Genomic DNA, 24,233 nt, shown 5'->3' with positions numbered 1-24,233 from the left:
TCTGTCACCTCCATGTACACAGCATCGTCCTCCGTGTCCGCCCCGCCCCGGCCGCAGCACCGCATCGTCCCCGCCGGCGCCGGACCGTACCTCGCCCCCGCTCCCCAGGCCGTCCGGCCGAGGCGCTGGGCGGGCGGCACGGGCACCCAGCCGGTCAGCGGAAGAATCGATCTGTCCGGCCCCCAGGGCGCCCAGCTGAAGATGGCGATCGCCTCGGTCCACCGCATCTGCCCGGAGTTCAAGCCGGTGCAGGTCCTGCGGCGCAGCGGTCGTTCCGTACTGATCGTCGGGACGACCGGGCGGGCCACGGCGGTCGCGAAGTGTTTACTGGACCACTCGCCGGCCTGGGTCGAGCGGTTCCGGCACGAAATAGCTGCCTACCGCGCCTTCGTCCGGCACCGTCCGCCGGTGCGGGCGCCCCGGCTGGTCGCGGCGGACCCGGAGAACTGCACGCTGGTGATCGAGCGGATGCCGGGACGGGCGGCGGCCCTTTCGCGCCACCCCGTCGAGGCACCGCCCCGCGCCGACGTGCGGGCCGCGCTCGGCGCGATCGCCCGGCTCAACGCCTGGCGGCCGCCGGCCGGGACCTTCGACGCCCCGCTGGACTACGGCGCCCGGATCGCCCGCTACCACGAGCTCGGGCTCTTCACCGACCGGGACAGGGACGACCTGCAGAAGCTGCTGCACGGTCTGGCGCACGCGGGCGGCCGCCAGGGGACGGGCCAGTTCTGCCACGGTGACGCGCTGCTCTCCAACATCCTGCTCTCCCCGACGGGACCGGTCCTCGTGGACTGGGAGCACGCGGGCTGGTACCTGCCCGGCTACGACCTGGCGACCCTGTGGGCGGTGCTCGGTGACGCGCCGCTGGCCCGGCGCCAGATCAGCCAGCTCGCCCAGCAGGCGGGCCCGGCCTCCCGGGACGCCTTCCTGGTGAACCTGATGATCGTGCTCACGCGGGAGATCCGCACCTACGAGACGGCGGTGCAGCGCACCATGAAGGAGGCCCCGCCGGCCGGTTCCGTGCCGGTGCCCTCGGGGGCGCTCGCCCCCGGGGAGGAACAGCGGCTGCTGCTCAGGCGGCTGCACGACGACTGCGCCATGGCACGGCGGGCCGTGCGCGCGGCGGTCGGGACGCGCTGAAGGGCGGGCCCCGCCGACCACGGGGGTGGTGCGCCGTGCGCCCGGTGCCGACACACCGGGACGCGGCGCACCGGCTTTTCCGGTCGCTTCCTCCTCGTCCTCTCCGATCGCGTCCTCCCTCTTCTCCGGTCGCGTCCTCCCCCGCGGACGCCCCTCCAGCGGTCCACTCCAGTGACGCGTCCCAGGCCCGGGGCCCGTCGTCGCGAAACTCCGCCATCCGGCCTCCATTCCCGCTCTGACGTGGGAACTTCCTACGGTGCGGGTGTGATTGACGGATCGTTCGGGAGCCGATACCCCTGTACGGGTCCGGCCCCGCACGCCCCCCGTGTCACCCCCACGCCCCCTGGAGGCCGCCTTGCTCCGTTCCGGGTCCCACCGACGTACACCGAGGGCGGTGGGCGCCCTGGCGTCCGCCGCCCTGCTGCTCCCCCTGTTGTCCGCCGCGCCACCGGCCGGTGCCGACGCGCCCGAGGCCGGTTCCCTCCAGGGGCAGTTCGCCCGGGCGGCCGCGCGCCACGGCGTGCCCGAGAGCGTGCTGCTCGCCGTCTCGTACCTCCAGTCGCGGTGGGACGGCCACGGCGGCGCGCCGAGCGTGACCGGCGGGTACGGGCCGATGCACCTGACGGACGCGGTGGCGGCCCTGACGCGGGCCGCCCCGCACCACTCGGACGGCGAGGAGGACCCGCGCGGCGACTCCTCGCGCCCGGCGCGCACGGAGGCGCCCGCGCCGGTGCCGTCCGCCGACCGGCTGCCGGAGCGGCTGCGGACCCTGGAGCGGGCGTCGGCGCTGTCCGGGATCCCGGCCGAGGAGCTGCGGACCCGGACGGCCGCCAACATCGAGGGCGGCGCGGCCCTGCTCGCCGCCGCGCAGCGGGAGGCCGGACTGCCCGCGAGCGCGGACCCGGCGGACTGGTACGGGGCGGTGGCGCGGTACTCCGGCGCGGACGACTCGGCGACGGCGGCCACGTACGCGAACGACGTGTTCGACGTGATCCGGAGCGGGCAGACCCGGACGACGGACGGCGGACAGGTGGTGACGCTCCCGGCCGACCCGTCGGTCGCGCCCGCCACGGGGCAGGTGGCGGCGCTCGGCCTGCGCGCGCCGTCGGCCGGTCCGGTGGAGTGCCCGCGGACGGTGGCCTGCGAGTGGATCCCCGCGCCGTACGAGGAGTTCGGCGACGGCGACTACGGCAACCACGACAAGGGGAACAGGCCCGTCTCCCAGTCGATCGACTACATCGTGATCCACGACACCGAGGCCACCTGGGACGTCACCCTGGGCCTGGTGCGAGACCCGGCGTACGTGTCGTGGCAGTACTCGCTGCGCTCCTCCGACGGGCACGTCGCGCAGCACCTGCCGCTGAAGGACGTCGGCTGGCACGCGGGCAACTGGTTCGTGAACGCCAAGTCGGTGGGCCTGGAGCACGAGGGCTTCCTCACCGCGCCGGACTCCTGGTACACGGAGGCGATGTACCGCTCGTCGGCGCGCCTGGTGCGGTACCTCGCCGCCCGGTACGACGTCCCGCTGGACCGGCAGCACGTCCTGGGGCACGACAACGTGCCGGGCACGGTGACGTCCTCGATCCGGGGCATGCACACGGACCCGGGCCCGTACTGGGACTGGGCGCACTACTTCCGGCTGCTCGGCCGTCCGATCGTCCCGAGCGCCGGTCCGCACGCGGGCGTGGTGACGATCCGGCCGGACTACGACACCCACCGGCCGGTCCACACGGGCTGCGTGACGGCGGGGACGGCGTGCGCGCCGCACGGCAGCGGGGCGGTGCGCCTGCACACCGCGCCGAGCGCCGACGCGCCGCTGGTGAAGGACGTCGGGCTGCGTCCGGGCGGGGAGGACTCCACCACCGGCGTCAACGACACGGGCGCGCGGGCCTCGACGGGGCAGAGCTTCGCCGTGGCGGAGCGCCGGGGCGAGTGGACGGCGGTCTGGTACCTCGGCCAGAAGGCCTGGTTCCACAACCCGCGCACCCGGCCCACGGCGGTGAACGGGCGGGGGCTCGTCCTGACGCCGCGGCCGGGTCTCGCGGAGGTGCCGGTGTACGGGCGGGCCTATCCGGAGGCCTCGGCCTATCCGGCGGGCGTGCCGGTCCAGGCGGTGTCGCCGCTGCCGTACGGGCTGCTCGCGGGTCAGCGGTACGTGGTGGGCGGCCGTACCCCGGGCGAGTACTTCTTCGCACCCACGTTCGACACGTCCGGGCATACGGTCGTCCGGGGCCAGGAGGAGTACTACGAGATCCAGTTCGGCCATCGGGTGGCCTTCGTGAAGGCCGCCGACGTGCGGGTTTCCCGGATCTAGCGGAGGGGGCGGCCGAAAGCCGCGGGGTGGTGCCGGACGCGCGGTCCGGCACCACCCCGTCGGCGTTCATACGACTATTCGGGAGATCGCGTGCGCCGTACGGGCGAGGGGTAAGGCTGGGCCGGTCAGACGCCCCTCGCACACCGGAAGGCCCCCCAGCACATGCCACAGCCCTTCGTCATGCCGGATTTCTACGTCCCGTATCCGGCGCGCCTCAACCCCCACGTGGAGGCCGCCCGCACGCACACGCGTGACTGGGCGCGCGAGAGGGGGATGCTGGAGGGCTCGGGGGTCTGGGAGGAGCACGACCTCGACTCCCACGACTACGCGCTGCTCTGCGCCTACACCCACCCCGACTGCGGCGAGGAGGCCCTGAACCTCGTCACCGACTGGTACACCTGGGTCTTCTTCTTCGACGACCACTTCCTGGAGGTCTTCAAGCGCACCCAGGACCGGGCCGGGAGCAAGGCCTATCTGGACCGGCTGCCGATGTTCATGCCGGCCGACCCGGCCGACATGCCCGAGCCGGCCAACCCGGTCGAGGCGGGCCTCGCGGACCTCTGGCGGCGGACCGTCCCCGCGATGTCCGAGGGCTGGCGGAAGCGGTTCGCCGAGGCGACCGAGCACCTGCTGTACGAGTCGCTCTGGGAGCTCGACAACATCAACGAGGGGCGCGTCGCCAACCCCGTCGAGTACATCGAGATGCGCCGCAAGGTGGGCGGGGCGCCCTGGTCGGCGGGGCTCGTCGAGTACGCGGCGGGGGCGGAGGTCCCGGACCGGGTGGCGCGCTCCCGGCCGCTGTGCGTGCTGCGGGACACCTTCTCGGACGCGGTGCACCTGCGCAACGACCTCTTCTCGTACCAGCGCGAGGTGGAGGACGAGGGCGAGAACAGCAACGGCGTGCTCGTCCTGGAGCGGTTCCTGGGCTGCACGACGCAGGAGGCGGCGAACGCCGTCAACGACCTGCTGACCTCGCGCCTCCACCAGTTCGAGAACACGGCCCTGACCGAGGTGCCGCCGCTCGCCGCCGAAGAGGGGCTCACACCGGAGGAGTGCGCGGCCGTCGCGGCGTACGCGAAGGGGCTCCAGGACTGGCAGTCCGGCGGGCACGAGTGGCACATGCGCTCCAGCCGGTACATGAACGAGGGCATGGTCGGCGGCTCCTCGCACCTGGCCGGGGTCATCGGCACCTCGGCCCTGGACGTCCGGAACCTCTTCGGGCGGCCGGCGGCCTCGCGGCTGCGGGCCCTCACCCACGTGCCGCACCAGTACGTGGGGCCCTCGCTGCTGCCGGAGTTCGACCTGCCGTACCCGCTGGCGCTCAGCCCGCACCACCAGGAGGCGAAGCGGCTCTCCGAGGACTGGGCCGAACGGATGGGGCTCCTGGACGACATCTGGGACCGGTCGATGATGGACGGCTTCGACCTGGCGCTCTGCGCGGCGGGGCTCGACCCCGACGCCACCCTGGAGGAGCTGGAGCTCAGCTCCGAGTGGCTCACCTGGGGGACGTACGGGGACGACCACTACCCGATGGTCTTCGGCCGCCCGCGCGACCTCATCGGCGCGAAGGAGCAGACCGGGCGGTTCAAGGCCTGCATGCCGCTGGAGGACCCGGCCCTGGGGGCGGCGCTCGCCGTGAACCCGATGGAGCGCTCGCTGGCCGACCTGTGGGCGCGGACGGCCGGCCCGATGTCGCCGGAGGCGCGCGGGCAGCTGCGGCACGCGCTCGACGCCATGCTGGACAGCTGGCTGTGGGAGCTGCACAACCAGGCGCAGCACCGGGTGCCCGACCCGGTCGACTACATCGAGATGCGCCGCTCCACCTTCGGCTCGGAGCTGACCACCCTGCTGTGCCGGCTGCGGCACGCCGACGCGCTGCCGGCCGCGCTCTACCGCACGGGCACGGTGCGCGCCCTGGAGCGGTCGGTCATGGACTACGCGACGCTCCTCAACGACCTCTTCTCTTACCAGAAGGAGATCGAGGTCGAGGGCGAGGTGCACAACGGCGTGCTCGTGCTCCAGAAGTTCTTCGACTGCGACTACCCGACGGCGGTCGCGATGGTCGACGACCTGATGCGGGGCCGGCTGCGCCAGTACGAGCACGTGAAGAAGCACGAAGTGCCGCTGTTGTACGAGGACTTCGGACTCGACGAGAAGGGCAGGGCGGCCTTCGGGGCGTATCTGCGGGAGCTGGAGGACTGGCTCGCCGGAATCCTCAACTGGCACCGGAGCGTGCGGCGTTACCGGGCCGAGGACGTGCGCTCGGGCGCCGGGACCCCGCTGCTGCGGCACGCTCCGAAGGGGCTCGGCACGTCCGCCGCGCGGGTGACGGAGCTGCTCGGGTCCGCGCCGCGCTGACCCACGCGCGCGCCGCACCCCGCCGACGCGCGCGAAAGCCCCCGGGAGGTTCCCGGGGGCTTGACCGTCTCAGGTGCGGCGGCCGCGCAGTTCGTCGATCTCCCGGCGCTCGCGCTTGGTGGGGCGGCCGGCGCCCCGGTCGCGGACGGCGGCGACCGCGACGTGCTCGCGGGGCGGCGGGGGCGGGCTGTTGTCCACGTACGCCTCGGCGGCGACCGGCGGGCCGATCCGCTTGGCGTGCAGGACCTTGATCTCGACGATCCGCTCCCGGCCGCCGTGGAAGACCCGGACCTCGTCGCCGGGCTTCACGGGCTGGGCGGGCTTGGCCCGCTCGCCGTTGACCTTGACGTGCCCGGCCCGGCAGGCCGCCGCGGCCTGGGAGCGGGTCTTGGTCAGGCGGACCGCCCAGATCCAGCTGTCGACGCGCGCGCTCATCGGCCCCGCTCCCCCGTCAGCCCTGCTGGAACAGCTCGGCGGGCAGCGGCTTGAGCAGCGCGTAGAGGTCGTCGGTGATCGGCCGGTCCCAACTGGCGATCGTCACCAGGACGTTGTCGCTGCGGTCGAACTGGACGCAGGAGATGCGGCTCTCGGAGAGCTTGAGGCGTCGGACGATGAGGAGGTTGTCGCCCTGCATCACGGGGACGTCCTCGGTGTCGAGCACCTCGACCGGCTCGTCGTTCTCCAGGGCGGCGAGGAGCTGCGCCACCTCGAAGGGGATCTGGGCGTCCGCGAGCTCGCGGGCCGGGGAGCCCTCCGGCAGGTTGCCGATGATCATCGCGGGGCCGCGGCCGCCGAACAGGTCGTACCGGAGGAACACGCCCTGGCAGGAGCCGTCGGGCGCGGGCAGCAGGCCGGCGCCGAGGTTGCCGGGCCAGTCCCCCGGGTCCATGGCCAGGACGTCGAAGTCCGGGCCCGCGGGTGTGGCGGCGCTGCGGCGGCGGAGGAAGGACATACGGCCATGGTACGTGCCCGGGCGGGGGGCGCGGTGCGCCGGGCGGCCCCGTGCCGCCGCCCCGCCCGCGCGGGGGTGCCGCGGCTCCCGCCGCACGCTCGGCGGTCCCCTCCGGGAGGCTCGCGGACGGGGGCACTCACCACTCCGGGCATCCGATCAGTCGCTCCGGGTGCTCCCGTACGGGAGGCCGGGGCCCCGGTGGACCCGTGGCTCCGGGTGGGACGCGCGGCCGGGCCCCGGGGCGGCGCGTGCCGCCCGAGGTCCGGTGCGCGCGCGCCGTCCGGAGCCGCCCGTACGCGTCATCCGGTCCGGCCGCCCGACCGCTCCGCGAGCCGGTTCAGGGCGGCCAACGCCTCCTCGGCGCGGGCGTGTTCGACGAAGAGGTGGTCGTGGTGGAAGCCCGCCACGACGTTGCAGCTCATGCCGGCGTCGGCGAGTTCGCGCGCGACGGCGGCGGTGAGCCCGACGGCGTCGAGCGCGGAGTGTACCCGCAGGGTGATCCGGCCCGCCACGTAGTCGTACGGGAGGGAGGCCGCGTCCGCCTCCTCCTGCCGTACGACGAGGGTGAGCCCCTCGGGCTCGGTGACGGTGACCACCGGGGCGAGCCCGGCCGGGACGGGGCCGTCCACCGTGGTGAAGACGTACCGGCCGGGGTCGAGTTCCGGTCGCAGGCCGGCGAGGAGCCGGGTGAGATCACGTTCCGCGTTCATGCGCGCCAGGGTAGGCCGACGCGGTCACGGGCGCGGTCACGGGCGCGGCGGGGCGCCCTCCGCCGGGCCGGCCGCGAACGCCAGGGGCGGGGCGATCGCCTGGGCGTCCGCGCCCTCCCCGACCCACAGGCCGATGAAGAGGGCGGCGGTGGCCTCCAGGAGGGCGGCGCGGTCGAGGCCGCCCCCGGCCAGCGGGGCGCAGCCGGTGTCCCGCACCAGTTCCGCGACCAGCGCGAGCGCCTCCCCGTCGTCCCCGCAGACCGGGACGGCGAGGGGCCGGCCGCCGAAGACGGGCGGGGTCATCCGCCACACGTCCTCGTGGCAGAGGTTGAAGGCCTTGACGACCCGCGCCCCGGGCGCCGCGTCGGCCAGTCGGCGGGCGGCGGAGGGGCCGCCGTCCGTGAGCAGCCGGAAGCCGGGTCCCACCGGGTTGGAGCAGTCCAGCAGGACCCGCCCGGCCAGGGCGGACCGTACGTCCGCGACGACCTCCGCCCCCGCGCCGTACGGCAGCGCGGCGAGGACGACGGCGCCGAACCCGGCCGCCTCCGCCGGGGTGCCGTGCCGCGTCCCGCCGCCCAGCCGGGTGGCGAGCCGCTCGGCCCGCCGCCCGTCGCGGCCGCCGACGAGCACCTCGTGGCCCGCCCGTACCCAGTGGGTGGCGAGGGCGTCCGCCATGTTGCCCGTTCCGAGCACACCGATCCTCATCGTTCCCGTCCTTCCGGTCCTCCGGCGCCGACGTCCGGCACTTCGGGAACGACACTAGGGAGCCGATAGGGCACCATCCGGTACGTGACTTCCGACGGACACCTCGCCGACTGCCGGGCCCGACTGGCCTTCGACCTGCTCGCCAACACCTGGAACGCGGTGGTGCTCTGGGCCCTGCGCGACGGCCCGAGCCGCCATGTCGAACTGCGCGGACGCGTCGGCGGCATCAGTTCCAAGGTCCTCACCGAGACGCTGCGGCGGCTGGAGTTCAACGGCCTGGTGGAGCGGCGCGTCCGCGCAGGGACGGCGAGCCGGGTCGTGTACGGGCTCACCCCGCTGGGGCGGACCCTGCTCGGTCCGATCGACGCGTTCGGGGCGTGGGCCTTCGAGCACGGCGACGAGGTGATGGCCGCCCAGGAGCGCCACGGCGGGTGAGGGGGCGAGGGCCCTACAGGCCGAACTCCCGGAGCGCGGTGAGGAATGCGGCCGGACGGTCGGTGTGGACGAGGTGTCCGGCCCCGATGGTGACGAGGCGGGCGCCGGGGATCCGGTCGGCCAGCCAGGTCAGGTGTTCCTGGGGCACGTGGCTGGTCGGGCCGCCGGCCAGGACGAGGGTGGGGGCGGTGAGGGACGCGAGCCGCTCGCGCCAGGCCGGGTCGGGGGCGTTCAGCTGGGCGTCGGTGGCCGGGACGATCTCCCAGTCGAAGTCGAGGGGGCCCTCGGGGCGCTCGGCGGCGGGGCGCGGCGGGTCGAGCGGGAAGAAGACCGGGGGTTCCTCCAGGACGAGGCGGCCGACGAGGCCGGGCTCCTCCTGGGCGAGGAGGTACGCGGCGGCGGCGCCCATCGAGTGGGCGACGACGGTGGCGCCGGTGAGGCCGAGGGCCTTGAGGAAGCCGCCGAGTTCGTCGCGGAAGGCGTCGAAGCCGTAGCCGCCGGGCCGCCGGTCGCTGAGTCCGTGGCCGCGCAGGTCGAGCGCGTACACCCGGTGGTCGGCGGCGAGGTCGGCCGCGATCCGCGCCCAGGTGGTGCCGTTCTCGCCGCGTCCGTGGACCAGGACGACGGGCGGGGCGCCCTCGGGTCCCGCGACCCGGTGGGCGAGGCGCACGCCGTCCACGGCGACCGTGCGGACGGCGGGGTCGAGGAAGGCGGCGACCGTGCGGACGAAGGCGTCCGGGTCGTCCACCCAGGGGTGGTGCCCGGCGCCGGCCTGGACGGCGAGTTCGGCGGAGGGGAAGAGGGCGGTCGCCTCCGCGGCCTTGGCGGGGGCCGGTCCGGCGTCGTGCTCCCCCGCGAGGACCAGGACCGGAGCGGTGAGCGCGGCGAGGGCGCGGCGGGTCGCGGGCGGGTCGTAGGCGCCCTCGCCGTGGTAGGCGCCGGCGGCCTCCCAGCGGGTCTGCCGGTCGGCGGCGGCCGCGTGGTGCCGGGCGGCCTCGTCCCAGCGGCCGTAGGAGAAGGGCGCGGCGATCTCGCACACGCGGGACAGGGGGGTGTCGGGGCCGGTCGCGTCGAGCGCGGCCCTGGCCTCCGGGTACCAGGGCCGGTCCGCGAAGACCTCGGCGGCCGCGTCCCACTCCTCGTCGGTGGTGGTGACGCCGAGCGCGCGGGCGGCGGAGGTGACGAGGACGAGGGAGCGGATCCGCTCGGGGTGGGCGGCGGCGTAGAGGGTCGCGAGGTTGCCGCCCGCCGAGTGGCCGAGGAGGTCGATCCGCTCCAGGCCGAGGTGGGCGCGGAGCGCCTCGACGTCGCCGACCTGCCGGTCGCAGCGGTACGTGCCGGGGTCGGCCGGTTCGGCGCTCGCTCCGGTGCCGCGGGCGTCGAGGAGGAGGAGCGTGCGGTGGGCGGTGAGTCCGCCGAGGTCCCCGAGGTAGGCGGCGTCGCGCATCGGCCCGCCCGCCAGGCACACCAGCGGCTCGCCCTCCCCCCGTGTCCGGTAGGCGAGTTCGGTCCCGTCATACGTCGTGAACGTCGGCATGCGCCGATCCTCACCGGACCGTGATGATCTTGGCAATGGATTTCGCCGGGAGCGGGAGCCGGGCGCGCGATACGGTGGACGGGCCCGGTCGCCCTCCGGGTCCTCCCCCGGTCCTCACGGACCTCCTGGGCCCTCCCCCGGGCCGACCCCGCACCCCTAAGGAACCGTCTCACCGTGCCCGACACCCGGGAATCCGCCCTGCGCGGCGACTGCGCCAACTGCTTCGGTCTGTGCTGTGTGGCGCTGCCCTTCGCCAGGTCGGCGGACTTCGCCGTGGACAAGTCCTCCGGCGAGCCCTGCCGGAACCTGCGGGAGGACTTCCGCTGCGGCATCCACACGCGGCTGCGGCCGAGCGGTTTCCAGGGCTGCACGGTGTACGACTGCTTCGGCGCGGGCCAGCGGGTGTCCCAGGCGACCTTCGGCGGCGTGTCGTGGCGCGAGGCGCCGGAGACGGCCCGGCGGATGTACGAGGTGTTCCCGGTGGTGCGCGGGCTCCACGAGCTGCTGCGGTACCTCACCGCGGCCCTGGTCCCGCCCGCCGCCCGTCCCGTCCACGCCGAGGTGCGGGCGGCGCTCGCCCGGGTCGAGGCGCTCGCGGCGGGAGCGCCGGACGCGCTGGAGAAGCTGGACGTGAACGCGGTGCGGGCCGAGGTGAACCCGCTGCTGCTCAGGACGAGCGAGCTGGTCCGCGCCACGGCCGGGGGCCGGCCGAAGAGCCGGCGCGGGGCGGACCTGATCGGCAAGCGGCTGCGCGGAGCGCGGCTGCGGGGCGCGGACCTGCGCGGGGCGCTGCTCATCGCCGCCGACCTGACGGGGGCGGACCTGTCGCTCGCCGATCTGATCGGCGCCGACCTGCGGGACGCCGATCTGTCGGGCGCGGACCTGACGGACGCCCTCTTCCTCACGCAGCCCCAGCTGAACTCGGCCCGGGGGAACGCCGCCACCCGCCTCCCGGAGGGCTTCGAGCGCCCCGCGCACTGGACGGCCTGAGAAGGGGGGCCCGGCTCAGACCTCGTACGTGTACGGGGTCGTGGTGGCCAGTTCCAGGAAGCCGAGGCGGCGGAGGATCGGGCGGCTCGTGGGCGCCGCGTCGACCTGGACGTAGCGGTGGCCCCGGTCGGCGGCGATGCGGGCGCGGTGGGAGACGAGGGCGCGGTAGAGGCCGCGGCCGCGCCAGCCCTCGACGGTGCCGCCGCCCCAGAGGCCGGCGAAGTCGGTGCCGGGGTGGAGTTCGAGGCGGGCCGCGCTGACGGGTTCGCCGTCGGCGAGGGCGACGACGGCGGCGACGGCGTCGGGGGCGGCCGCGAGCTGATCGAGGAGTCGGCGCCCGATGGGGGCGCTGTCGGTGCCGAAGGCGCGTGCGTGGACCTCGACCACCTGGCGTACGCCCGCCTCGTCGGTGACGGCGCGGAGTTCGACGCCCTCGGGCAGCGGGACGTCCCGGGGCAGGGCGGCGGCCTCGGCGGCCATCAGGGTCTCGGGCTCCCCGGCGGTGAAGCCGGCGGCGCGGAGCCGGTCGCCGAGGTCGGCGGGGGCGTCGTGCCCGTACAGCTTCCATTCGAAGGGCAGGCCGGCGGCCCGGTAGTGGTCGATCTGCGCGGCGACGGCGGCGTCGGCGCCCGCCGTGTCGCCGGCGTCGAGTCCGGACCAGAGGACGCCGTTCCACGCGTGCGCGGGGCCGGTCTGGCGGACGACGGCACCCACGCGTTCGACGCGGCTGCCGGGGCCGTCGGGGCGGGCGCCGCGGCGCAGTTGGCGGTCGTACAGGTCGCGCAGTTCACGGGGGTCGCGGGGTGCGCGGGGGTGCTGGGGTTCCATGGCGGTCACTCCAGCACCCGGGCCGGGGCCCGGCAACGGGTTTTGGCGGGCGGGGACGGTCCCGCCCGGCGGGCCGCCGCGTCGCGGCAGGGGCCGCGGGAGAGGCGACCGGACGTCCCGTCTCGCGGCTCCTCGTGTCCGCCCCCTTGCCAAGCCCCCCGTACCTCCGGTTTTACTGACCCGAGCGGATCTACCGAATGATCGGTAGGTTGCTTCACGGGTACGGCGACGAGCGCGGTGGAGAGCGTGGAGGAGCGGCGCATGACGGAAGACCTGCTGGACGGCGGCGAGCGGCTCGGACGGGAGGAGCTGGCGGCGCTCCAGCTGGAGCGGCTGCGGGCGACCCTGCGGCACGCGTACGAGAACGTGGACTTCTACCGCCGTTCCTTCGACGCGGCCGGGGTCTCCCCGGACGACTGCCGTGCGCTCGCGGACCTGGCCCGCTTCCCCTTCACCGCCAAGTCGGACCTGCGCGACCACTACCCCTTCGGGATGTTCGCCGTCGACCCGTCGCGGGTCCGGCGGATCCACGCCTCCAGCGGCACCACCGGCCGGCCCACCGTCGTCGGCTACACCGACGGGGACCTGGACGTCTGGGCGGACGTGGTGGCCCGCTCCCTGCGCGCCGCCGGCGTGCGCCCCGGGCACAAGGTCCACGTCGCGTACGGCTACGGCCTGTTCACCGGCGGGCTCGGCGCCCACTACGGGGCGGAGCGCCTGGGCTGTACGGTGATCCCCGCCTCGGGCGGCATGACGGCCCGGCAGGTGCGGCTGATCCAGGACTTCCGGCCCGAGGTCATCATGGTCACCCCCTCGTACATGCTGACCCTCCTCGACGAGTTCGAGCGGCAGGGCGTGGACCCGCGGTCGACCTCCCTGGAGGTGGGCGTCTTCGGTGCCGAGCCGTGGACGGAGGAGATGCGCAAGGAGATCGAGGAGCGGTTCGCGATCGACGCGGTCGACATATACGGCCTGTCGGAGGTCATGGGGCCGGGCGTGGCCCAGGAGTGCGTGGAGACCAAGGACGGCCTGCACGTCTGGGAGGACCACTTCTACCCGGAGGTCGTGGACCCGTTCACGGGCGAGGTGCTGCCGGACGGGGAGGAGGGGGAGCTGGTCTTCACCTCGCTCACCAAGGAGGCCATGCCGGTGGTCCGCTACCGGACCCGGGACCTGACCCGGCTGCTGCCGGGGACCGCGCGGGTCTTCCGGCGGATGGAGAAGGTCACGGGACGCAGCGACGACATGATCATCCTGCGCGGGGTGAACCTCTTCCCCACCCAGATCGAGGAGATCGTCCTGCGCACCCCGGCCGTGGCCCCGCACTTCCAGCTGCGCCTGACCCGGGAGGGCAGGCTCGACGCCCTGACCGTACGGGCCGAGGCGCGGGCGGACGCGACGGCCGGGCAGCGGGCGGAGGCGGCCCGGACGATCGCGGCGGCGGTCAAGGACGGCATCGGGGTCTCGGTCGGGGTCGAGGTGGTGGATCCCGAGACGCTGGAGCGGTCGGTCGGCAAGATCAGGCGGATCGTGGACCTGCGGGGGTCCGAGTAGGGCCCGTCCCGTGGGACGGGATCACGCGGCGGCCGGCGCCGTCAGCCCAGGAAGGCGAGCGGCCGGGCGTCGAGCCGCGCCGGTTCGGTGAGCGGCAGGGAGTGGTGGGTGGCGTCCGGGAGCAGGGCCACCTCGGCCTCCGGGAGCGTGCGCCGGACCCGGTCGGCGGCCTCGGCGGCCCGATGGGTGCGGCTGCGCCCGGCGAGCAGCACCAGGAGCGGCACGCGCAGGTCGGGCACCGGACACCGCCGGGCCTGCCCTTCGGGCAGACGACGCCACTTTCGACACACGCCCTTCAGGCCTTCGCGAACCGGTCCCTCAGTTCGCGCTTGAGGATCTTGCCGCTCGCGTTGCGGGGCAGTTCGGGCAGGAAGTGGACGCGCTTGGGGGCCTTGAAGCGGGGGAGCTTCTCGCGGGCGTGGGCGAGGATCTCGGTCTCGGTGACCTCGCCGCGCGGGACGACCACCGCGGTGACCGCCTCGATCCAGCGGTCGTCGGGCAGGCCGATCACGGCCGCCTCGGCGACTCCGGGGTGGGTGTAGAGGGCGTCCTCGACCTGGCGGGAGGCGACCAGGACGCCGCCGGAGTTGATGACGTCCTTCACCCGGTCGACGATCGTGTAGTAGCCCTCGGCGTCGCGGACCGCGAGGTCCCCCGAGTGGAACCAGCCGTTCCTGAAGGCCGCCCCGGTCTCCTCGGGCTTGTTCCAGTACCCCTTGCACAGCTGCGGCGAGCGGTAGACGATCTCGCCGGGCGTGCCGTCGGGGACGTCGTCGCCGTTCTCGTCGACGACGCGGGCCTCGACGTGGCGGACCGGGCGGCCGCAGGAGTCCATCCGGCCCTCGTGCTCGTCGGGGCCGAGGACGGTGGCGAGCGGGCCGATCTCGGACTGGCCGAAGCAGTTGTAGAACCGCAGCTCCGGCAGCCGGGCGCGCAGGCGCTCCAGGACGGGCACGGGCATGATCGAGGCGCCGTAGTAGGCCTTGCGGAGCGCGGAGAGGTCGCGGGAGGCGAACTCCGGGTGGTTGGCGAGGGCGATCCAGACCGTCGGCGGGGCGAACAGGCTGTCGGCGCGGCCCGTCTCGACCAGGTCGAACAGGACGGCCGGATCGGGGCCGTCGACGAGGGTGTTCTCGGCGCCGACGGCGAGGTAGGGCAGCAGGAAGACGTGCGTCTGCGCCGAGTGGTAGAGCGGCAGCGCGTGCACGGGCCGGTCGTCCTCGCGCAGGTCGAGGGCCTCGATCGCACTCGCGTACTCGTGGACCAGGGCGAGGTGGGTCATCATCGCGCCCTTGGGCAGGGCGGTGGTGCCCGAGGTGTAGAGCAGCTGGGCGAGGTCGCGGGCGTCGCGGTCGGTGTCGTACGTCTCCGGTTCGGCGAGCGCGTCGAGCAGGGAACCGGGCGCGTCCCGCAGCGGCTTGACGGGGAAGCCGTCCGGGATCCGGTCCGCGAGGGCGGGGTCGGCGAGGACGAGCGAGCTGTCCGACTGCTCCAGGACGTACGCGAGGTCGTCGCCGGTCAGGTGGTGGTTGACCGGTACGTGGATCAGGCCGGCCCGGGCGCACGCCAGGAAGGCGATGAGGTAGGCGTCGGAGTTGTGGCCGTAGGTGGCGACCCGGGCGCACTCCGGCAGTCCGATGCCGTGGTGGGCCTCCCGCAGGACGGCGGCGGCGGTGGAGACGGCCGCGTCCAGCTCCGCGTAGGTCCAGCTCCGGTCGGCGTACCGGAGGGCGGTCCGGTCGGGGACGCGCCGGGCGCTCGCGCGCAGGACGCCGTCGACGGTGCGGCTGGGGAGTCGGCTCATGGCGCGATCCTCGGCGCGCACCTCACGGAAGGTCAAGTGCCGTGCGGCGCGGCGTCCACGGCCGTCGCCACCGCCTCGGCGCCCGTGGACGCCGTGGCCGCCCCGGCGGGCGCCGGGCGGCCTCCCGGTTCCGGGGCGGGAAGGCCGGCCCGCGCCCGCCGGGACGGCGGGTGGCGGCCGTCAGGGGCTGAACGACATGAACACGAAGGCGGCGAAGATGGAGAGGTGGACGCCGCCCTGGAGGAGCGTGGCCCGTCCGGGCACCACGGTCAGGGCGCTCACCACACCGGTGAGGACGAGCAGGACCAGGTGGAGGGGGCCCAGGCCGAGCACCAGGGGCCCCGACAGCCAGATCGAGGCGAGCGCGATCGCCGGGACGGTCAGGCCGATGCTGGCGATGGCGGAGCCGTAGGCGAGGTTGAGGCTGGTCTGCATCCTGTCCCGGCGGGCCGCGCGGACGGCGGCGAGGGTCTCGGGGAGCAGCACCATCAGGGCGATGACGACACCGACGACCGCCTTGGGCAGACCGGCCGACTGGACGCCGTCCTCGATGGTGGGCGAGATCAGCTTGGCGTTGCCGACGACGGCGACGAGGGCGAGGAGGAGCAGGCCGAGGCTGAACCAGGCCTCGCGGTCGCCCGGCGGGGCGGCGTGCTCGTCCTCCGACTCGTGGCCGGGCCGCGGGACGGGGAGGAAGTAGTCGCGGTGCCGGATCGTCTGGACGCCGACGAACACGCCGTACAGGAAGAGGGAGGCGACGGCGGCGAAGACGAGCTGGATGCCGGAGAACTCGGGGCCGGGGTGGCTGGTGGTGAAGGTCGGCAGGACCAGCGTCATCGTGGCGAGGGTGCAGACGATGGCGAGCGCGCCGCCGGACCCCTCGGCGTTGAAGACCGCGACGCGGTTGCGGAGCGCGCCGACGAGGAGGGAGATGCCGACGATGCCGTTGCAGGTGATCATGACGGCGGCGAAGACGGTGTCGCGGGCGTAGGTCGAGGTCTTCTCACCGCCTCCGGCCATCAGGGTGACGATGAGTCCGACTTCGATGACGGTGACGGCCACGGCGAGGACGAGCGAGCCGAAGGGTTCGCCGACGCGGTGGGCGATCACCTCGGCGTGGTGGACCGCCGCGAGGACCGCCGCGAGGAGGCAGAGCGCGATGAGCCCCACGACGAAGCCGGGGAGGTCACGCCCCCAGGCCGCTCCCAGGGCCAGTGCCGCCACCACTGGTCCCCAGGTGGTCCACTGACGTGTCAATGCCGCCGTGCTCGAACTCATGATCCGCATCCTGCCATAAAGGGGGCTTTCGCCCGATTTCGTTCATTCCAGGGGTTCGGCGAGGCCCCGCTCGTACGCGGCGAGCGTCTCGATGAACATCCGCCGCTCCCTCGCGTCGAGCGGAGCCAGGGCCGCACGCCAGGCGTCGGCGCTGCGCCCGAGCCAGCCGTCGATGGCGGCCCGGTGCCGCTCGGAGATCGACACGATCTTGCGCCTGCGGTCGGCGGGGTCCTCGACCCGCTCCAGGACGCCCTGCTTCGCCAGGTCCCCCGCCATCAGGCTGACGGTGGTGGGGGCGACCTCCAGATGGGCGGCGAGCTCGTTGACGCTCAGCGGTCCGTCGAAGAGGAGGTGGGCGAGCAGGGAGAGGTGGCGGGGCGCGAGGGTGAGCGACCGCAGGTCCTCGGGGATCCTGACGCGCTTGACCCGTGCGACCGTCCGAGGCATCAGCAGCAGCAGCGTGCGTACGGCCTCGTCCAGATCCGGTCCGGGGTCCTCGTCCTCCTCGTGGGCGTTCGGCACGCGTATATCCCCCTTCTTTTCGGTTTCAAACTCTTTATTTTGCTTTGAAAGCAAAGAGATCTTCACGACCGATGCTACCTGAAGGGATGTGCCGGGGGGGGGAGCCGTTTGGCGCCTGTCCCCGGTGGGAGACAGTGGGCATGACGGAGGATGCGGCGAGACGAGGACGTTCGACCCGGCGCGCGTTCGGCGGCGGGCTCCTGGCCCTCGGAGGAGCGGTGACGATCGGTGCGGTGCCGGGCGCCGGCCTCGCGGCGGGAGCCGGAGGCGGGTCGGGAGCCGGAAGCGGGCCGGGGGCCGGAGGCGGCTCCGGGGCCGGGGCCGTCGCGCGGCGGACCACGCTGCGGCGCGGTTCGGCCGCGCGGGCCGGGCTGCTCGCGCCGCACCTGGACCGGCTGGTGACGGAGGCCGAGGCGTTCCTCGGCCCCTCCCCCGCGCACCCCTGGTACGCGGGCGCCGTCCTGCTCGCCGGGCGCGGCGGGACCGTGGCCCTGCACCGGGCGATCGGCTCGGCCGTGCGGTACGCGGCCTACGACGAGAAGACCGACACCGGCGTCGAACTGCCGCCGGAGCAGCGGCGGCCGATGACCGAGGACACCGTCTTCGACCTGGCCTCCGTCTCCAAGCTGTTCACCTCGATCCTCGCGGTGCAGCAGATCGAGCGCGGGACGCTCGACCTGGAGGCGAGGGTCGCCGCGTACCTGCCGGAGTTCGGCGGCGGCGGGAAGCGGGACGTGACGGTGCGCCAGCTCCTGACCCACACCTCCGGGTTCCGGTCCTGGATCCCGCTGTACCGGGAGCCGACGCGGGAGGGGAGGCTGCGGCTGCTCTGGGAGGAGCGGCTCGCGAACCCGCCGGGGTCCGCGTACCTCTACTCCGACCTCAACCTGATCTCGCTCCAGCTGGTCCTGGAGGAGATCACCGGTCGCGGTCTGGACGTCCTGCTCCACGACGAGATCACCGCTCCGCTCGGGATGCGCCGCACGCGCTTCAACCCGCCGCCCTCCTGGCGGCCGGACATCGCCGCCACCGAGGACGCCCGGCCGCCCTGGTCGGGCCTGGACCGGGGCATGGTGCGGGGCGAGGTCCACGACGAGAACGCGTACGCGCTGGGCGGGGTCGCCGGGCACGCGGGGGTCTTCTCGCGCGCCTGGGACCTGGCGGTCCTCGCCCGCGCCCTGCTCAACGGCGGGGCGTACGGCCGGGCCCGCATCCTCTCCCCCGCGTCCGTGGAGCTGATGTTCACCGACTTCAACACCGCCTTCCCCGGCGACGCGCACGGGCTCGGCTTCGAGCTCCACCAGCACTGGTACATGGGCGCGATGGCCACGCCCCGCACGGCCGGGCACACCGGCTTCACCGGCACCGGCCTCGTCCTGGACCCGACGACCGACGCCTTCCTGATCGTCCTCGGCAACTCCGTGCACCCGGTGCGCTCCTGGCGCTCCGGCTCCGCGCCGCGCGTCGCCACCGCGAACCGGCTGGCCAGGGCCGTGCCCGTACGGCCCGTCCGGGGGCGCACGGCCTGGTTCTCCGGCATGGAGAGCGGCACCACCGCCACCCTCGCCCTGCCCCCGGTCCCCGGCGCCGCGCGCCTGGAGTGCGCGCTGTGGTGGGACACCGAACCGGACGCGGACGCCGCCTTCCTGGAGGTGTCCCGCGACGGCGGGGCGAGCTGGGAGCCGCTGCCGTTCGTCACCGCGCGCCCGGGAGGGGAGCCACTGCCCCACCCGGCGGGGGCGGTGGGCGGCTGGTCCGGGCGCGTCTGGCACCGGCTCGCCGCCGAGGTGCCGGAGCCGGCCCGGGGCGCCGTCCCCGTCCGGCTGCGGTGGCGGTACACGACGGACGCGCGGTACGTCGGACGGGGCGTGTACGTGGACGGGGTGCGGGTCCTCGACGCTTCGGGGCGCCCGCTCTTCGACGAGGCCCGGCCCGCGGACGGGGCGCGCGTCGAGGCGGTGGGGTGGACGGCGTCCCGGGACTGATCACCCCGTGCGCGGTCGCGGCCCCCAGCCGGCCGCCGCCGTGCGCAGTTCGGTCAGGAGCGGGCTGATCAGGGGGTGTTCCTCGGCTCCGCGCCGTACCGCCGCGAAGACCCGGCGGGTGGGGGCGACCCCGTCCACGGGGCGGATCCCGACGTCCGTGAGGTCCGTCCCGCGCAGCGCCGAGCGCGGCACGAGGGCGACCCCGGCGGCGGCGGAGGCGAGGGCGACGACGGCGCGGAAGTCGTCGGAGACGTGTGCGAAGCGGGGGGCGAAGCCGGCGTACTCGCAGGCCAGGACGGTCACGTCGTGGCAGGGGTTGCCGGTGGACTGCCCGATCCAGTCGTCCTTGGCGAGGGCGGCGAGCGCGACCCGCTCGCCGGCCGCCAGGGGGTGGCCGAGCGGCAGGACCGCGTCGAAGGGCTCCGCGTAGAGGGGCACGCGGGTGAGCCGGTCGTCGTCCTCGGCCGGGGCGCCCCGGTACTCGACGGCGACGGCCACGTCCACCTGCCGGTCCAGGACCATGAGCAGGCTCTCGTCGCCCTCGGCGTCCCGCACCCGGACGCGGATGCCGGGCGCGGTGCGGGCGAGCGCCGCGAGGGCGGGGGCCACCACGAGGCCGATGCCGGTGGCGAAGGCGGCGACCGTGACCGTACCGGCCTCGCCCGAGCCGTAGGCGGCGAGTTCGGCCTCGGCGCGCTCCAGCTGGGCCAGGACGGCGTTGGCGTGGCTCAGCAGGATCTCGCCGGCCGGGGTGAGGCGGGCGCCCCGGGCGCTGCGCTCGACCAGGCGGTGGCCGGTCTCCTGCTCCAGGGCGGCGAGCTGCTGGGAGACGGCGGAGGGGGTGAGGTAGAGCGCGGCGGCCGCCGCCGTGACCGTGCGGTGGTCGGCCACCGCACGGAGGATGTGCAACCGCCGCGCTTCGATCATGTCCCCAGTCTCGCAGGCCGGAGGGCCTGCTCACGCCGCCGTCCCGGCGTCAGCCGGCCAGGGCGGCGCGGGCCGCCACGAAGGCGTCCACGGCCCGGTTCACGTCCTCCGTGGAGTGGGCGGCCGAGAGCTGGACGCGGATGCGGGCCTGTCCCTGCGGCACGACCGGGTACGAGAAGCCGATCACGTACACGCCGCGCTCCAGGAGCAGCTCGGCCATGCGTCCGGCCTCGGAGGCGTCGCCGATCATGACGGGGGCGATGGCGTGGTCGCCGGGGAGGACGTCGAAGCCCTCCTCGGTCATGCGGGAGCGGAAGAGTTCCGTGTTGGCCCTGAGGCGCTCGCGCAGGTCGCCGGCGGACTCCAGGAGGTCGAGGACCTTGAGGGAGGCGGCGGCGATGACCGGGGCGAGGGTGTTCGAGAAGAGGTACGGGCGGGAGCGCTGGCGCAGCAGGGCGACGATCTCGGCGCGGGCGGCGACGTAGCCGCCGGAGGCGCCGCCGAGGGCCTTGCCGAGGGTGCCGGTGATGATGTCGACGCGGTCCATGACGCCGTGCAGCTCGGGGGTGCCGCGGCCGCCGGGGCCGACGAAGCCGACGGCGTGCGAGTCGTCGACCATGACCATGGCGTCGTAGCGCTCGGCCAGGTCGCAGATCTCGTCGAGCGGGGCGACGTAGCCGTCCATCGAGAAGACGCCGTCGGTGACGATCAGCTTGCGCCGGGCGCCGCCCTCGACGGCCTCCTTGAGCTGCTGCTCCAGGTCGGCCATGTCGCGGTTGGCGTAGCGGAAGCGGCGGGCCTTGGAGAGGCGGATGCCGTCGATGATCGAGGCGTGGTTGAGGGCGTCGGAGATGACGGCGTCCTCGGCGCCGAGGAGCGTCTCGAAGACGCCGCCGTTGGCGTCGAAGCAGGAGGAGTAGAGGATCGTGTCCTCCTGGCCGAGGAAGGAGGACAGGCGCGCCTCCAGCTCCTTGTGGACCTCCTGCGTGCCGCAGATGAAGCGGACGGACGCCATGCCGTAGCCCCAGCGGTCCAGGGCCTCGTGGGCGGCGGCGACCACCTCGGGGTGGTCGGCGAGGCCCAGGTAGTTGTTGGCGCAGAAGTTGAGCACCTCGCCGGGGCGGCCGCCGGCGGTCACCTCGACGGTGGCCGACTGGGGGGTGCCGATGACGCGCTCGGGCTTGTGGAGTCCCGCCTGCCGGATCTCTTCGAGGGTGGCTCGGACGTCGTCGCGAACGGAATCGAACATGGGTCAGGCTCCCGCAGTCCAGTCGAGGATGATCTTGCCGCTCTTGCCGGAGGCCGCGTCGTCGAAGGCGGCCTCGAAGTCGGTGTACGCGTAGCGTCCGGTGATCACGGGGGCGAGGTCGAGGCCGCCCTCCAGGAGCACCGACATGGCGTACCAGGTCTCGAACATCTCGCGGCCGTAGATGCCCTTGACCGTGATCATGGAGGTGACGATCTTCGCCCAGTCGACGGCGAAGTCCTCGCTGGGCAGGCCCAGCATGGCGATCTTGCCGCCGTGGGTCATGTTGGCGACCATGTCGCGCATCGCGTGCGGGTTGCCGGACATCTCCAGGCCGACGTCGAAGCCCTCCTTGAGCCCGAGGGTGCGCTGGCCGTCCGCGATGGTCCGCTCGGCCACGTTCAGGGCGAGGGTGACGCCGGTCTTGCGGGCGAGTTCGAGGCGCTCCTCGCTGACGTCGGTGATGACGACGTTGCGGGCGCCGGCGTGCTTGGCGACGGCGGCGGCCATGATGCCGATCGGGCCGGCGCCGGTGACCAGGACGTCCTCGCCGACGAGCGGGAAGGAGAGCGCGGTGTGGACGGCGTTGCCGAAGGGGTCGAAGATCGCGGCGACGTCGAGGTCGACGGGGACGCGGTGCACCCACACGTTGGAGGCGGGCAGGACCACGTACTCGGCGAAGGCGCCGTCGCGGCCGACGCCGAGGCCGATGGTGGCGCGGCAGAGGTGGCGGCGGCCGGCCAGGCAGTTGCGGCACTTGCCGCAGACGAGGTGGCCCTCGCCGCTGACCAGGTCGCCGACGGCGATGTCGGCGACGTCACGGCCGGTGTGGACGACCTCGCCGACGAACTCGTGGCCGATCGTCAGCGGGGTGTCGATCGTCCTCTGCGCCCAGCCGTCCCAGGAGCGGATGTGCAGGTCGGTGCCGCAGATGCCGGTCCGCTTGACCTTGATGAGGACGTCTGCGGGGCCGGTCTCCGGCTCGGGCACGTCCGTGAGCCAGAGTCCCGGCTCCGCCTTCAGCTTGACCAGTGCCTTCAATGCAACGGCTCCCGACGTGCGTGTCCTGTGATGTGGGGGTGGGGGCAGGGCTGTGCGCCCAAGATCCCTGGAAGAGAATCTTCCGTACGCGCGGCTCCCGGTCCATCGAGGATTTCTTAAGCGCGCTCGCAGATCAGCTTCACACCCCGGGCGGGGACGGCCCGGCGTCAACACGCGGAGGGGGCGCTCACCCTTCCGGGGCGGCGGCCCGCCCGTAACGTCGCCGCCCCGGGCAGGTCACCGCCCCGGGGCGCCGCGGCCCGGGCGGGTCACCGGCCCCGGCAGGTCACCGCCCCAGGACGGCCATCGCCGCGTTGTGGCCGGGGATGCCGCTCACTCCCCCGCCCCGGACCGCGCCCGCGCCGCACAGGAGCACGTTGGCGTGGCGGGTCCCGACGCCCCAGCGGCCGCCGTCCTCCCCGTGGGCCGGTTCGTCGGCGTACGGGAAGGAGAGGTCGCGGTGGAAGATGTGGCCGCCGGGCAGCCGCAGGTCGCGTTCGAGGTCGAGCGGGGTCTTCGCCTCGATACAGGGCCGGCCGTCGGCGTCGGTGGCGAGGCAGTCGGCGATCGGCTCGTCCAGATGGGCGTCGAGCTGGGCGAGCGTGGCGGCGAGGAGTTCGGCGCGGGCGCGGTCGTTGTCGGCGGCGAACAGCCGGGCGGGGGTGTGCAGTCCGAAGAGGGTGAGGGTCTGGTGTCCGCGGGCGGCGAGCTCCGGGCCGAGGATCGTCGGGTCGGTGAGGGAGTGGCAGTAGATCTCGGAGGGCGGGGCGGTGGGGAGGCGCCCGGCGGCGGCCTCGGCGTGGGCGGCGGCCAGCTGTCCGTACCCCTCGGCGATGTGGAAGGTGCCGGCGAAGGCCTCGCGGGGGTCGACGGAGCGGTCCCGGAGCCTCGGCAGCCGGGTGAGCAGCATGTTGACCTTGAGCTGGGCGCCTTCGGGGGCGGGCGGGGGCGGGTCGCCGAGCAGGGCGGCGAGGTCGCGCGGGGAGGCGTTGACGAGGACGCGGCCCGCCCCGACGGTGCCCTCGCCGTCGGCGGTGCGGTACGTGACCTCGGCGCGGTGTCCGTCGGTCTCGATCCGGGTGACCTCGTGGCCGGTGCGCAGGTGGGCCCCGGCGGCGCGGGCCGCGTCCGCGAGGGCGTCGGTGAGGGCGCCCATGCCGCCCACGGGCACGTCCCAGTCGCCGGTGCCGCCGCCGATGACGTGGTAGAGGAAGCAGCGGTTCTGGAGGAGGGTCGGGTCGTGGGCGTCGGCGAAGGTGCCGATGAGGGCGTCGGTGAGGACGACGCCCCGGACCAGGTCGTCGGCGAAGTTCTCCTCCACCGCGATGCCGAGGGGTTCCTCGAAGAGCATCCGCCAGGTGTCGGCGTCGTCGACGCGGGCGCGCAGGCCGGCCCGGGTGGGGAGCGGTTCGGTGAGGGTGGGGAAGATCCGGCGGGCGGCCCGGCCGGTGCGGGCGTAGAACGCCTGCCAGGCCTCGTACTCGCGGTCGGAGCCGGTCAGCGCGGCGAAGGAGGCGCGGGTGCGCTCGGGGCCGCCGCCGACGAGGAGGCCGCCGTCGCCCTTCGGGGTGTACGAGGAGACGGACCGCTTCCGCACCGCGAACGTCAGCCCGAGGTCCCGGACGATCTTCTCCGGGAGGAGCGAGACGAGGTACGAGTAGCGGGAGAGGCGGGCGTCCACCCCGGCGAAGGGGCGGGTGGAGACGGCCGCCCCGCCCGTGGAGCCGAGCCGTTCCAGGACGAGGACGGTCTGCCCGGCGCGGGCCAGGTAGGCGGCGGCGACGAGCCCGTTGTGCCCGCCCCCGACGACGACGGCGTCATACGAGGCGGCGGGCGCGGGGGCGCCGGGGAGCTGCTCGGAGGCGGTCATGGCTCATGCTCACACGCGGGCGGAGGGTGGGGAAGGG

The 24,233-nt window shown here is 74.5% G+C and carries 21 protein-coding genes; 7 read left to right on the top strand and 14 right to left on the bottom strand.

Annotated features, from left to right (window positions below):
* Positions 1-12: 12 nt before the first annotated feature.
* The 3 genes from ADL08_RS23960 (at position 13) to ADL08_RS23950 (ending at position 5,812) form a co-directional block, all read left to right on the top strand.
* Positions 13-1,140: an aminoglycoside phosphotransferase family protein gene (locus ADL08_RS23960; RefSeq protein WP_053646296.1), complete on the top strand. Its 1,128-nt coding sequence runs from the start codon at positions 13-15 to the stop codon at positions 1,138-1,140.
* 394 nt (positions 1,141-1,534) lie between these two features.
* Entirely contained in the window at positions 1,535-3,454 is a 1,920-nt protein-coding gene (locus tag ADL08_RS23955; RefSeq protein WP_078968466.1) for an N-acetylmuramoyl-L-alanine amidase, read from the top strand.
* Positions 3,455-3,616: 162 nt separating this feature from the next.
* Positions 3,617-5,812, top strand: a complete 2,196-nt coding sequence (locus tag ADL08_RS23950; RefSeq protein WP_053646292.1) for a terpene synthase family protein — start codon at positions 3,617-3,619, stop codon at positions 5,810-5,812.
* 69 nt (positions 5,813-5,881) lie between these two features.
* Here the strand turns inward: ADL08_RS23950 and ADL08_RS23945 are convergent, their stop codons facing one another.
* The 4 genes from ADL08_RS23945 to ADL08_RS23930 form a co-directional block, all read right to left on the bottom strand.
* Positions 5,882-6,247: an RNA-binding S4 domain-containing protein gene (locus ADL08_RS23945; protein ID WP_053646290.1), complete on the bottom strand. Its 366-nt coding sequence runs from the start codon at positions 6,245-6,247 to the stop codon at positions 5,882-5,884.
* A gap of 16 nt (positions 6,248-6,263) precedes the next feature.
* A complete protein-coding gene (locus tag ADL08_RS23940; RefSeq protein WP_053646288.1) occupies positions 6,264-6,764 on the bottom strand; it encodes a hypothetical protein in 501 nt (166 codons plus the stop codon).
* Between the two features lie 299 nt (positions 6,765-7,063).
* Positions 7,064-7,474: an ACT domain-containing protein gene (locus tag ADL08_RS23935; RefSeq protein WP_053646286.1), complete on the bottom strand. Its 411-nt coding sequence runs from the start codon at positions 7,472-7,474 to the stop codon at positions 7,064-7,066.
* Between the two features lie 36 nt (positions 7,475-7,510).
* The gene (locus ADL08_RS23930; protein WP_053646284.1) at positions 7,511-8,179 is read right to left on the bottom strand and encodes an NADPH-dependent F420 reductase; all 669 of its coding nucleotides are present in this window, start codon (positions 8,177-8,179) and stop codon (positions 7,511-7,513) included.
* A gap of 84 nt (positions 8,180-8,263) precedes the next feature.
* Here ADL08_RS23930 and ADL08_RS23925 point away from each other — a divergent pair, with 84 nt between their 5' ends.
* Complete coding sequence (locus tag ADL08_RS23925) at positions 8,264-8,614, top strand: winged helix-turn-helix transcriptional regulator (RefSeq protein WP_053646282.1); 351 nt, start codon at positions 8,264-8,266, stop codon at positions 8,612-8,614.
* A gap of 13 nt (positions 8,615-8,627) precedes the next feature.
* Here the strand turns inward: ADL08_RS23925 and ADL08_RS23920 are convergent, their stop codons facing one another.
* Positions 8,628-10,151 carry an alpha/beta fold hydrolase gene (locus ADL08_RS23920; RefSeq protein WP_053646281.1) on the bottom strand — a complete coding sequence of 508 codons (1,524 nt, stop codon included), beginning with the start codon at positions 10,149-10,151 and terminating at the stop codon, positions 8,628-8,630.
* Between the two features lie 174 nt (positions 10,152-10,325).
* Between ADL08_RS23920 and ADL08_RS23915 the strand changes: the two genes are divergently transcribed.
* Positions 10,326-11,141 (top strand): pentapeptide repeat-containing protein, encoded by an 816-nt coding sequence (locus tag ADL08_RS23915; protein WP_053646279.1) that lies wholly within the window; start codon positions 10,326-10,328, stop codon positions 11,139-11,141.
* A 15-nt stretch (positions 11,142-11,156) separates the two neighbouring features.
* On the opposite strand, the gene ADL08_RS23910 is transcribed toward ADL08_RS23915, so the two are convergent.
* A complete protein-coding gene (locus ADL08_RS23910) occupies positions 11,157-11,969 on the bottom strand; it encodes a GNAT family N-acetyltransferase (RefSeq protein ID WP_053646277.1) in 813 nt (270 codons plus the stop codon).
* A gap of 261 nt (positions 11,970-12,230) precedes the next feature.
* Between ADL08_RS23910 and paaK the strand changes: the two genes are divergently transcribed.
* Positions 12,231-13,523, top strand: coding sequence for a phenylacetate--CoA ligase PaaK (gene paaK / locus ADL08_RS23905; RefSeq protein WP_053646275.1), 1,293 nt, complete (start codon positions 12,231-12,233; stop codon positions 13,521-13,523).
* A gap of 41 nt (positions 13,524-13,564) precedes the next feature.
* Here paaK and ADL08_RS23900 read toward each other — a convergent pair whose 3' ends face one another.
* From ADL08_RS23900 to ADL08_RS23885, 4 genes are all read right to left on the bottom strand, one after another.
* Positions 13,565-13,762 carry a hypothetical protein gene (locus ADL08_RS23900; RefSeq protein WP_053646273.1) on the bottom strand — a complete coding sequence of 66 codons (198 nt, stop codon included), beginning with the start codon at positions 13,760-13,762 and terminating at the stop codon, positions 13,565-13,567.
* A 56-nt stretch (positions 13,763-13,818) separates the two neighbouring features.
* Positions 13,819-15,327: a fatty acyl-CoA synthetase gene (locus tag ADL08_RS23895; RefSeq protein ID WP_053646272.1), complete on the bottom strand. Its 1,509-nt coding sequence runs from the start codon at positions 15,325-15,327 to the stop codon at positions 13,819-13,821.
* A 180-nt stretch (positions 15,328-15,507) separates the two neighbouring features.
* Complete coding sequence (locus ADL08_RS23890; protein ID WP_053646335.1) at positions 15,508-16,605, bottom strand: calcium:proton antiporter; 1,098 nt, start codon at positions 16,603-16,605, stop codon at positions 15,508-15,510.
* A 42-nt stretch (positions 16,606-16,647) separates the two neighbouring features.
* Positions 16,648-17,052: a MarR family winged helix-turn-helix transcriptional regulator gene (locus tag ADL08_RS23885; RefSeq protein ID WP_053646333.1), complete on the bottom strand. Its 405-nt coding sequence runs from the start codon at positions 17,050-17,052 to the stop codon at positions 16,648-16,650.
* A gap of 215 nt (positions 17,053-17,267) precedes the next feature.
* On the opposite strand from ADL08_RS23885, the gene ADL08_RS23880 reads away from it, so the two are divergent.
* Positions 17,268-19,112: a serine hydrolase domain-containing protein gene (locus ADL08_RS23880; protein WP_053646331.1), complete on the top strand. Its 1,845-nt coding sequence runs from the start codon at positions 17,268-17,270 to the stop codon at positions 19,110-19,112.
* Here ADL08_RS23880 and ADL08_RS23875 read toward each other — a convergent pair whose 3' ends face one another.
* From ADL08_RS23875 to ADL08_RS23860, 4 genes are all read right to left on the bottom strand, one after another.
* The gene (locus ADL08_RS23875; protein ID WP_053646270.1) at positions 19,113-20,039 is read right to left on the bottom strand and encodes a LysR family transcriptional regulator; all 927 of its coding nucleotides are present in this window, start codon (positions 20,037-20,039) and stop codon (positions 19,113-19,115) included.
* Between the two features lie 49 nt (positions 20,040-20,088).
* Positions 20,089-21,288, bottom strand: coding sequence for a glycine C-acetyltransferase (locus ADL08_RS23870; protein WP_053646268.1), 1,200 nt, complete (start codon positions 21,286-21,288; stop codon positions 20,089-20,091).
* A 3-nt stretch (positions 21,289-21,291) separates the two neighbouring features.
* Positions 21,292-22,326, bottom strand: coding sequence for an L-threonine 3-dehydrogenase (tdh, locus tag ADL08_RS23865; protein ID WP_053646266.1), 1,035 nt, complete (start codon positions 22,324-22,326; stop codon positions 21,292-21,294).
* 286 nt (positions 22,327-22,612) lie between these two features.
* Positions 22,613-24,196 (bottom strand): phytoene desaturase family protein, encoded by a 1,584-nt coding sequence (locus ADL08_RS23860; RefSeq protein WP_053646264.1) that lies wholly within the window; start codon positions 24,194-24,196, stop codon positions 22,613-22,615.
* Positions 24,197-24,233 lie beyond the last annotated feature (37 nt).

The sequence above is a fragment of the Streptomyces sp. NRRL F-6492 genome, from assembly GCF_001280125.1.
Lineage (GTDB): Bacteria > Actinomycetota > Actinomycetes > Streptomycetales > Streptomycetaceae > Streptomyces.
This window is presented reverse-complemented; position numbering and strand designations above follow the sequence as displayed.

Coding starts and splice junctions, on each gene's coding strand:
- ADL08_RS23875 (WP_053646270.1), bottom strand. CDS start 20,039: ATGATCGAAGCGCGGCGGTTGCACATCCTCCGTGCGGTGGCCGACCAC.
- ADL08_RS23895 (WP_053646272.1), bottom strand. CDS start 15,327: ATGAGCCGACTCCCCAGCCGCACCGTCGACGGCGTCCTGCGCGCGAGC.
- ADL08_RS23945 (WP_053646290.1), bottom strand. CDS start 6,247: ATGAGCGCGCGCGTCGACAGCTGGATCTGGGCGGTCCGCCTGACCAAG.
- ADL08_RS23935 (WP_053646286.1), bottom strand. CDS start 7,474: ATGAACGCGGAACGTGATCTCACCCGGCTCCTCGCCGGCCTGCGACCG.
- ADL08_RS23880 (WP_053646331.1), top strand. CDS start 17,268: ATGACGGAGGATGCGGCGAGACGAGGACGTTCGACCCGGCGCGCGTTC.
- ADL08_RS23960 (WP_053646296.1), top strand. CDS start 13: ATGTACACAGCATCGTCCTCCGTGTCCGCCCCGCCCCGGCCGCAGCAC.
- ADL08_RS23940 (WP_053646288.1), bottom strand. CDS start 6,764: ATGTCCTTCCTCCGCCGCCGCAGCGCCGCCACACCCGCGGGCCCGGAC.
- ADL08_RS23950 (WP_053646292.1), top strand. CDS start 3,617: ATGCCACAGCCCTTCGTCATGCCGGATTTCTACGTCCCGTATCCGGCG.
- paaK (WP_053646275.1), top strand. CDS start 12,231: ATGACGGAAGACCTGCTGGACGGCGGCGAGCGGCTCGGACGGGAGGAG.
- ADL08_RS23930 (WP_053646284.1), bottom strand. CDS start 8,179: ATGAGGATCGGTGTGCTCGGAACGGGCAACATGGCGGACGCCCTCGCC.
- ADL08_RS23920 (WP_053646281.1), bottom strand. CDS start 10,151: ATGCCGACGTTCACGACGTATGACGGGACCGAACTCGCCTACCGGACA.
- ADL08_RS23885 (WP_053646333.1), bottom strand. CDS start 17,052: ATGCCTCGGACGGTCGCACGGGTCAAGCGCGTCAGGATCCCCGAGGAC.
- ADL08_RS23910 (WP_053646277.1), bottom strand. CDS start 11,969: ATGGAACCCCAGCACCCCCGCGCACCCCGCGACCCCCGTGAACTGCGC.
- ADL08_RS23860 (WP_053646264.1), bottom strand. CDS start 24,196: ATGACCGCCTCCGAGCAGCTCCCCGGCGCCCCCGCGCCCGCCGCCTCG.
- ADL08_RS23870 (WP_053646268.1), bottom strand. CDS start 21,288: ATGTTCGATTCCGTTCGCGACGACGTCCGAGCCACCCTCGAAGAGATC.
- ADL08_RS23890 (WP_053646335.1), bottom strand. CDS start 16,605: ATGAGTTCGAGCACGGCGGCATTGACACGTCAGTGGACCACCTGGGGA.